We start from the raw sequence: 9,036 nt of genomic DNA on the forward strand, positions 1-9,036 counted from the left end.
GAGTTGGCCGCCGCGGTCCGGCAGGCCATCAGCCCGGTGCTGGCCGAGCAGGGCACCGTCACCGGCACCGTCCCACTCACGCCGATCCAGCACTGGTTCTCCGAGCAGGACATCACCGATCGCGATCACTGGAACTGGTCGGGCATGTTCGAGCTTGCCCCGGACGTGGACAGTGCCGCGCTGGCGCGGGCCCTGGACGCGGTGGTCGCGCACCATGACGCGCTGCGCATGCGGCTCGTCTACGACCCGGCGAAGGAGGAGTGGGTTCAGCGCGACGCGGCCGTCGAGGAGGCCGAGGTCTTCTCGGTCGTGGACGCCGCCGGGACGGACGAGGCGTGGGTCGTCGAGTGGATGACCGTCGCGCAGAAGTCGCTGAGCCTCGTCGATGGCCCGCTGATCAGGGCGGTCCACTTCGATCGGGGAGCCGAGCCCGGCTGGCTGGGCGTCACGGTCCATCACCTGGTGATGGACGGCGTGTCGTGGAACGTCCTGCTGGAGGACCTCGACCGCGCCTACCGGGGTGAGCCGCTGCCGCCCAAGACGACCTCCTTCCAGCAGTGGGCCGAGAAGCTGCGGAGCTACGCCGCCTCCGACGAGGTTCGCGCGCAACTGCCCTACTGGGAGCGGCAGCTCGAAGGCTTCGCGGTGCCGGTCGACAACGCGGAAGGAGCCAACACCGAGGCCTCGACCCAGGTCGTGCGGGTGACGTTGGACACCGAGACCACGGCCGCGTTGCTGACGCGAGCGCACCGGGCGTACCGGACGCAGATCAACGACCTGCTGCTGGCGGCGCTGCTGCGGGCGCTGGGGGAGTGGGCGGGCACCGATGCGGTGACGATCGACCTGGAGAGCCACGGCCGGGAGGCCATCGCCGAAGAGATCGATCTGTCGCGGACCGTGGGGTGGTTCACCTCCATCTTCCCGGTCAGGCTTTCCGCCGCCGAGCTGACCGATCCGGCCGATGTGCTTAAGTCCGTGAAGGAGCAACTGCGCGCCGTCCCTCGCCGCGGGGTCGGCTACGGCGCGCTGCGCTACCTGGCCGGGCAGTTACCGCAGGCCCAGGGCCCGCAGGTCGTCTTCAACTACATGGGTGCCGCCGACGTCGCGGGCGACGACACGGTGACCCTGCTGGCTCGCGAGCTCCCCCACACCCTGGCCGGCCCGAACGTCAGCCTGGGGCGGAACCGCTCGCACCTGCTCCAGATCGAGGCGACCCAGACCGCCGACGGCCGGATGGCCTTCGAGTGGTACTACAGCGCCAACCTCCACCACCAGGCGACCGTCGAACGAGTCGCGAACGCCTACGCTCAGGCCCTCTCGGACCTGGTGAGCCACTGCCTGTCGCCCGAGGCCGGCGGCCACACGCCGTCCGACTTCCCGCTGGCCAGGCTGGACCAGCGCACTCTGGACGCGCTGGGAGCCGGGGCCGGGCACATCCAGGACGTCTACCCGCTGGCACCGGTCCAGCAGGGCATGCTCTTCCACACTCTTGAGGCCCCGGCGAACGCCACCGGCGTCTATCTCGCCCAGGGCGTGTACGAGTTCACGGGCGGCCTCGACGTGGCCGCGTTCAGACGGGCGTGGGACGACGTGGTCGAACGGCATCCCGCGCTGCGCACCGGCTTCGTGTGGGAGGGCGTGGAGGAGCCGGTCCAGATCGTGTACGAGAAGGTCCGGCTCCCCTTCGAGGTGCTCGACTGGTCCGGAATCGAGGACCTCGACACCTACCAGGCCCGCCTCAAGGAGCTGATGGCCAAGGACTGGCGTCGCGGCATGGACGTCGCCGCCGCCCCGCTGCTGCGCGTCACGCTGATCGATCGCGGTGCCGGTGACTACTCGATGCTCCTGACGTTCCACCACATCTGCATGGACGGGTGGAGCGTGTCCACCATGCTGAGCGAGCTGTCGCAGCTCTACGAGGGCGCGACCCGGAGCGCGCACGAGAGCACGCGGCCCGCCTTGCCGCCCGCGCAGCCGTACCGGAGCTTCGTGGAGTGGTTGCAGCGGCAGGACGCCGCGGAGGCGGAGGAGTTCTGGCGCGGCTATCTGGCCGGGTTGGAGGCGCCGACGCCGCTGCCGGTCGACAGGCAGGCCACCGAGCACTGGACGCAGGACCGCCGCAGGCTGGAGCTGCCGGTCGAGGTGACCGAGAGCCTGGTACGGCTGGCGCGGCGGGCCCGCGTCACGCCCGGGACGGTCGTGCAGGCCGCGTGGGCGTTGCTGCTGTCGCGCTACAGCGGCGACGGCGACGTGGTGTTCGGCCTGACGGTGTCCGGCCGCCCGGCGGAACTTTCGGGGATGGAGTCCATGGTCGGGCTCTTCATCAACACCCTGCCGCTGCGCGCCCGCGTCCCGGCGGAAACGCCGTTCATCGACTGGCTGCGCGAGATGCAGGACGGCCAGATCGCGATGCAGCGGTTCGAGTCGACGGCGCTCTCCGACATCCAGCGTTGCTCGCCCATCCCGCGGGGCACATCGCTGTTCGACAGCATCATGGTGTTCGGCAACTTCCCCCAGGAAGAGGTCCCCGAGGAGGTGGATCCGGACACCGAGGAGGGCGCGGCCTTCGCCGCGGTCGAGTCGGTCGAGCAGACCAACTACCCGATCACCTTCACGGTGGACCTGGAGGAGCGGTTGCGGCTGGAGGCGATATTCTCCGTCGCCGCCTTCGACGGGACCACGGTGGAGCGACTTCTGGACCAACTGGGTGAGCTGCTGGCCTCGGCCGCTGCCCACCCGGAGGCGGCGGTGCGCGATGTGCGGTTGCAGTCGGAGACGGCACGGCGCCGGCTGCTGGTGGACTGGAACGACACCCCGGAGGTCGGCGCGGCGGACGCGACGCTGACGGAGAGGTTCGGAGCGCGGGTGAGCGCCACCCCGGACAAGTGCGCGATCCGCTGCGACGGCCAGGAGCTCACCTACGCCGAGCTCGACCGCCGCTCCGCCCAGGTGGCCACGGCCCTGCTGGAGCAGGGCGTCACCGCCGGGTCGCGGGTCGGGCTGTACTTCGAGCGGAGCGCCGAGTTCGTCGTCGCGCTGCTGGGAGTGGCGCGGGCCGGCGCCTCCTACGTGCCGCTGGAGCCGACGCAGCCGAAGTCCAGGCTCCGCTACCTGGTCGAGAACGCCGGTGTGGGGGTCGTCGTCGCCGGCGCCGACTGGCCGCGCGAGCTCGACTCGCCCGCCGTACGGGTCGTGGACCTGAAGGCGGCGGGCCGGGAACGGACCGTCCAAGCGCCGGTCGTGCGGCCAGACAGCGCGCTGTACGTGATGTACACCTCCGGATCGACCGGCGTGCCCAAGGGCGTCGAGGTCACCCACCAGGCCGTGGCCAGGGTCTGCCTCGATCCCACGATCGCCGTGGAACCCGGCGACGTGGTCGCGCACATGGCCCCGATCTCCTTCGACGCCTCGACCTTCGAGATCTGGGCCGCTCTCCTCAACGGCGCCACGCTGGCGATCGCGCCGGCCGAGCAGATCGACGTCGGCGCCTTCCTGCGGCAGCACGAAGTGACGGTCGCGTGGATGACCGCGGGGCTCTTCCACCAGATCGCGGAGACGGCTCCGGAGACCTTCGAGGGGCTGCGGATGCTGCTCGCCGGAGGCGACGCGCTCTCGGTGAGCCACTGCGGGAAGATCACCAGCAGGTTCCCCCGCCTCCGCTTCGTCAACGGCTACGGCCCCACGGAGTGCACGGTCTTCAGCGCGCTCTACGACCTCGGGTCCGGCCTGCCCCCAGGTGAGGGAGTGGTGCCCATCGGCGCTCCGCCGGCGGCGACCCGGGTGTACGTGCTGGACCAGTGGCTGAACACGGCGCCGGTCGGGGTGCCCGGTGAGCTGTTCGTCGGCGGGCTGGGGCTCGGCCGCGGTTACGTGGGACGCCCCGACCTCACTGCGGAGCGGTTCGTGGCCGATCCCTTCGGCCCGGCGGGCGAGCGGCTGTACCGCACCGGGGACCGGGTGCGGTGGCGGGCCGACGGCGTGCTGGAGTTCCTCGGCCGCGTCGACGACCAGGTCAAGATCCGCGGGTTCCGGATCGAGCCGGGCGAGGTCGAGGCGGTGCTGGCCGAACACCCGCAGGTGCGGGACGCCGTGGTGGTGGCCCGCGCGGACGGCCCGTCCGGGAAGAGACTGATCGGGTACGTGGTGCCGCACACGCCGGTGGACACCGCCGAGCTGCGGGCGTTCATGCGGGAGCGGGTGCCCGAGTACATGGTCCCGGCCCTGTTCGTGGTGGTGCATTCGTTCCCGCTCACCGCGAACGGCAAGGTGGACCGCCGCGCCCTGCCCGAGCCGGACGCCGGCATGGGCGCGGGGGCGGAGTTCGCGCCGCCCGTCACCGACGTCGAGGTCGCGCTGGCCGGGATCTGGTCGCAGGTGCTGGGTGTGGAGCGGGTCGGGTTGCACGACAACTTCTTCGAGCTGGGTGGCGATTCGATCCTGAGCCTGCAGATCGTGGCGCGGGCTCGGGCGGCTGGGTTGGAGTTGGACATCGCGGATGTGTTCGCGCGTCAGAGTGTGGGTGAGTTGGCGGCGGTGGTGCGTGAGTCGGCGGCTGTGGTGCTGGCTGATCAGGGTGTGGTGAGTGGGCGGGTGCCGTTGACGCCTATCCAGCACTGGTTCGTCGATCAGGACATGGCTGATCGTGATCATTGGAACTGGTCGGGCATGTTCGAGCTGGCGCCGGGTGCCGATGCGGGCGCGCTGGCGCGTGCGGTCGACGCTGTGGTCGCGCATCATGACGCGCTGCGCATCCGCTTCGCCTACGACCCCGCCCTCGGCACATGGGTCCAGCGCAACGCGCCCCAGGAGGACGCCCACGTGTTCTCGGTGGTGGACGCCGCCGGGATGGACGAGGCGGAGGTCGTCGAACGGATGACCGCCCTGCACAAGTCGCTCAGCCTGGCCGACGGGCCGCTGCTCCGCGTGGCGCTGTTCGAACGCGGCGACCTGCCGAGCCGGCTCGGGATCATCGTTCACCACCTGGTGATGGACGGTGTGTCATGGAACGTCCTGCTGGAGGACCTGAACGACGCCTACGAGGGCAGGCCGCTGCCCGAGAAGACCACGTCGTTCAAGCGGTGGAGCGAGGAACTGCGCGCCTTCGCCGCGTCGGACGGGGTGCGGGACGAGCTGCCCTACTGGCTGGAGCAGCTGGACGGCGGCTTCGACGTGCCCCTGGACGGCCCCCTTGGCGCGCCGCGTGACCTGCTGCCCGGCCGTGGCTCCGGCGGGGCCGATCAGGCCGCCGATGCGAACACGCAGGCTTCGACCGGGATCGTGCGGGTCTGGCTCGATGCCGAGGCCACCTCGGCGCTGCTGACTAGGGTGCACAAGGCGTACCGGACGCAGATCAACGACCTGCTGCTGGCCGCGCTGCTGCAGGCGCTCGGCGGGTGGGCCGGCACCGACGCGGTGACCGTCGACCTGGAGAGTCACGGCCGGGAGGCGGTGGCCGAAGGGGTCGATCTGTCGCGGACGGTCGGGTGGTTCACCTCGATCTTCCCCGTCCGGCTGTCGGCCGCCGACCTGCGCGATCCGGCAGAGGTGCTGAAGTCCGTCAAGGAGCAGCTGCGCTCCAGCCCGCGCCGCGGTGTCGGGTACGGCGCGCTGCGCCATCTCACCGACGCCGAAGACGCCGGGGTCCGTCGGCTGCGGTCGCTGCCCGATCCCCAGGTCAGCTTCAACTACCTGGGCGGCCGTTCCGGAGACGGCGAGCCCGGCCTGCTGGCGCGCGCGCTCCCGGCCGAGCTGACCGGGCTCAACGTGGGCACCGAGCAGAGTCGCTCCCACGTCCTCCAGGTCGAAGCGGCGCAGACCGACGACGGGCGGATGCAGTTCGAGTGGTACTACAGCGGCAACCTGCATCGGGAGGAGACCGTCCGGCGGGTGGCCGAGTCGTACGCCGACGCTCTGCGGCGGCTGATCGAGCACTGCCTCTCGCCACAGGCCGGCGGTTTCACCCCCTCGGACTTCCCGCTCGCCGGGCTCGACGCGGAGAGCCTCGCGGCGATCATGAAGCAGTCGGACAACAAGCGACCGTGAGCCGGCGGCCCGTGGCCGTACGGGCCGCCGTTCGGGCCGCCGTCCTGGCCGTTCCGTGCGCGCTTTCCACGCTGGATATGGGGACATCGGACTGAAAACCCGCTGAAAGATGATCACCGTAGCCTGCAGGCGGAGCAGGCGGCAAAGGGGGTCTTCAATCAACGGTCACGCCGGAGCCCGCGCCATTTGATGCGCGGGCCGATCGGAATTACCTCTCTCGTTTGCGACGCCTCGTGAAAAGAATGGAGAGCAAGCCGTGATCGAAGATGTCTATCCACTTGCGCCGATGCAGCAAGGGATGCTCTTCCATTCGCTGGAGGCCCCCGACGACGCCGGCATGTACCTGGCGCAGGAGGTTTACGAGTTCGCCGGCGGCGTTGACACCGAATCGCTCCGGCGGGCGTGGGACGTCGTCGTCCGCCGCCATCCGGCGCTGCGGACCGGCTTCGTCTGGGAAGGCGTCGCGAAGCCGCTGCAGGTCGTGCACGGAGACGTCGAGATCCCCTTCGAGGTGCTCGACTGGTCGGACGGCCAGGTCGATGACCGGTCGCAGCGTGCCAGGCTGGACGAGCTGCTCCGGCATGAACGGGAGCGCGGCTTCGACCTGGCGGCGCCGCCGCTGATGCGGCTGTCCCTCATCGACCGCGGAGGGGACCGGCACTGGCTGGTGTGGACGTTCCACCACATCTGCGCCGACGGGTGGAGCGTGCCCGTGGTGGTGGGCGAGGTCTCCCAGGTCTACGAGGGACTGTGCCGTGGCGAGCGGGCCGCCCTGCCCTCGGTGCGGCCGTACCGGGACTTCATCGCGTGGCTCCAGGAGCGGGAGCCGGGTGAGGCGGAGGAGTTCTGGCGACGTTATCTGGCGGGGTTCGAGGCGCCGACGGCGATGCCGGTGGATCGGCAGGCGACCGTGCATTGGGCGCAGGACCGGCGGCAGTTCGAGCTGTCGGGTGAGGTCACCGCGGGTCTGATGGCTCTGGCGCGGCGGGCTCGGGTGACGCTGGGCACGGTCGTTCAGGCGGGGTGGGCGCTGCTGCTGTCGCGGTACAGCGGTGAGAACGATGTGATGTTCGGTCTGACGGTGTCCGGGCGCCCGGCGGAGTTGTCGGGGATGGAGTCGATCGTCGGGTTGTTCATCAACACGCTTCCGTTGCGGGCTCGGGTGCCTTCTGATGTGGCGTTCGTGGACTGGTTGCGTGAACTGCAGGACAACCAGGTCGCGATGCAGCGGTACGAGTACACGCCGCTGGTCGATATCCAGCGCTATTCGGCCGTCCCCCGTGGGACCTCGCTGTTCGACAGCATCATGGTGTTCGGCAACTATCCGGAAGAAGAGCTTCCCGAGAACGGGGACCTGCCCGGGGAGCCGGACGGGGCCTTTGTTCCGCTGGAATCCGTCGAGGTCGGAAACTACCCGATCACGTTCGCGGTGGAATTGCGCGAGCGGCTCGAAATGGAGGTGGAGTTCTCCACGGCCGCCTTCGACGGGGCGACGATCGATCGGATTCTGGAGCAGTTCCGTTCGGTGCTGAGTGTGGTCGCGGCCGACGGCCGGGTGTTGGTGCGGGACGTGGGGTTGGTGTCGGCAGGGGATGACGTTGAGCTGGTGCGGTGGGGGGCTGGGGCGGCTGTCAACGGATCCCTTCTGCCGGTGCGGCGGCTGGTGGAGGAGCGTGCTGCCGCGGATCCGAGCGCGGTGGCGGTGGTGTGTGGGTCGGAGCGGCTGACCTTCGGTGAGTTGGAGGTGCGGGCTTCGCGGCTGGCGGCTGTGTTGGCGGGGTGTGGGGTTGGGCCTGAGGTGCCGGTGGGTGTGCTCCTCGGGCGGAGTGTGGACCTGGTGGTGGCGTTCGTCGCGGTGTTGAAGTGCGGTGGGGTGTATGTGCCGTTCAACCTGGGGTATCCGGCCGAGCGGCTCGCCTTCATGCTGGACGACTGCGGTGCTGCCGTGGTGGTGAGCGACAGTGGCCTGGCGGGTGGGTTGCCGGACTTCGACGGGCCCGTCGTGCTGGTGGATCGGCTGGGGTCTGATCTGGGAGGCGCTGCTGCGCTGCCGACGGCTGTTCGGTGGGACGGGCTGGCGTATGTGGCTTATACGTCTGGGTCGACGGGGCGGCCGAAGGGGGTTGGGGTTTCGCATCGGGCGCTGGCTGGTTATGTCGCGGGGTGGGGTGCGGCGTTGGAACGGGTGGGTGGTCCTGGTGTGGTGCTGTCGATGGCGGGGGCTGGGTTCGATGTGTCGGTGGGTGACATCGTCCGGGCTCTTTGTTTCGGGCGGAGCGTGGTGTTTTTGCCGCAGTCGGATTTTGTGTCGGTGGGGGAGTTGTATCGGGCGCTGGGTGAGCATCGGGTCGAGGTCGCCGAGATCGTTCCCGGCACGTTGTTGCGGGATCTGGCCGCGTACTGCCGCCGTCACGGCGGGTTGGAGAGCCTGCGCCTGGTGATTTCCGGCACTGATGTGTGGACCTATGAAGCGCTGGTGGACAGTGTGCTGGCGGTGGGGCCGCGGGCGGTGCCGGCGAACGTCTACGGGGTGACCGAGGCGGCGATCGACTCGTTGCTCATGCCGCTGGCCGATGGGGCTTTGGTGGATGGGGCGATGGTGCCGGTGGGGCGTCCGCTGGCCGGGGTGCGGGCTCTGGTGTTGGACGAGTGGCTGAAGCTGGTGCCGGTTGGGATGCCGGGTGAGTTGTTCCTGGGTGGTCCGGGTGTTGCGCGTGGGTATGTGGGTCGGCCGGATCTGACCTCGGAGCGGTTCGTGCCGGATCTGTTTGGTGATGCGGGTCAGCGGCTGTATCGGACGGGGGATCGGGTGCGGTGGCGGGCCGATGGCACGCTGGAGTTCCTGGGTCGTGTGGATGAGCAGGTGAAGATCCGGGGGTTCCGGATCGAGCCTGGTGAGGTCGAGGCGGTGCTGGCCGAGCACCCGAGCGTGCGCGATGCGGTGGTGGTGGCCCGTGATGGTGGTGCGGGAGGTAAGCGGCTGATCGGCTATGT

At 69.9% G+C, this 9,036-nt stretch carries 2 protein-coding genes; both read left to right on the forward strand.

Annotated features, from left to right (window positions below; all coding sequences use genetic code 11):
* The first annotated feature begins 36 nt into the window (after nt 1–36).
* The gene (locus DQW85_RS01515; RefSeq protein WP_205314789.1) at nt 37–6,042 is read left to right on the forward strand and encodes a non-ribosomal peptide synthetase; all 6,006 of its coding nucleotides are present in this window, start codon (nt 37–39) and stop codon (nt 6,040–6,042) included.
* Nucleotides 6,043–6,298: 256 nt separating this feature from the next.
* On the forward strand, nt 6,299–9,036 hold a 2,738-nt coding region (locus DQW85_RS01520; protein ID WP_113698685.1), incomplete at its 3' end, for an amino acid adenylation domain-containing protein.

Source organism: Nonomuraea lactucae, assembly GCF_003313395.1.
GTDB lineage: Bacteria > Actinomycetota > Actinomycetes > Streptosporangiales > Streptosporangiaceae > Nonomuraea > Nonomuraea lactucae.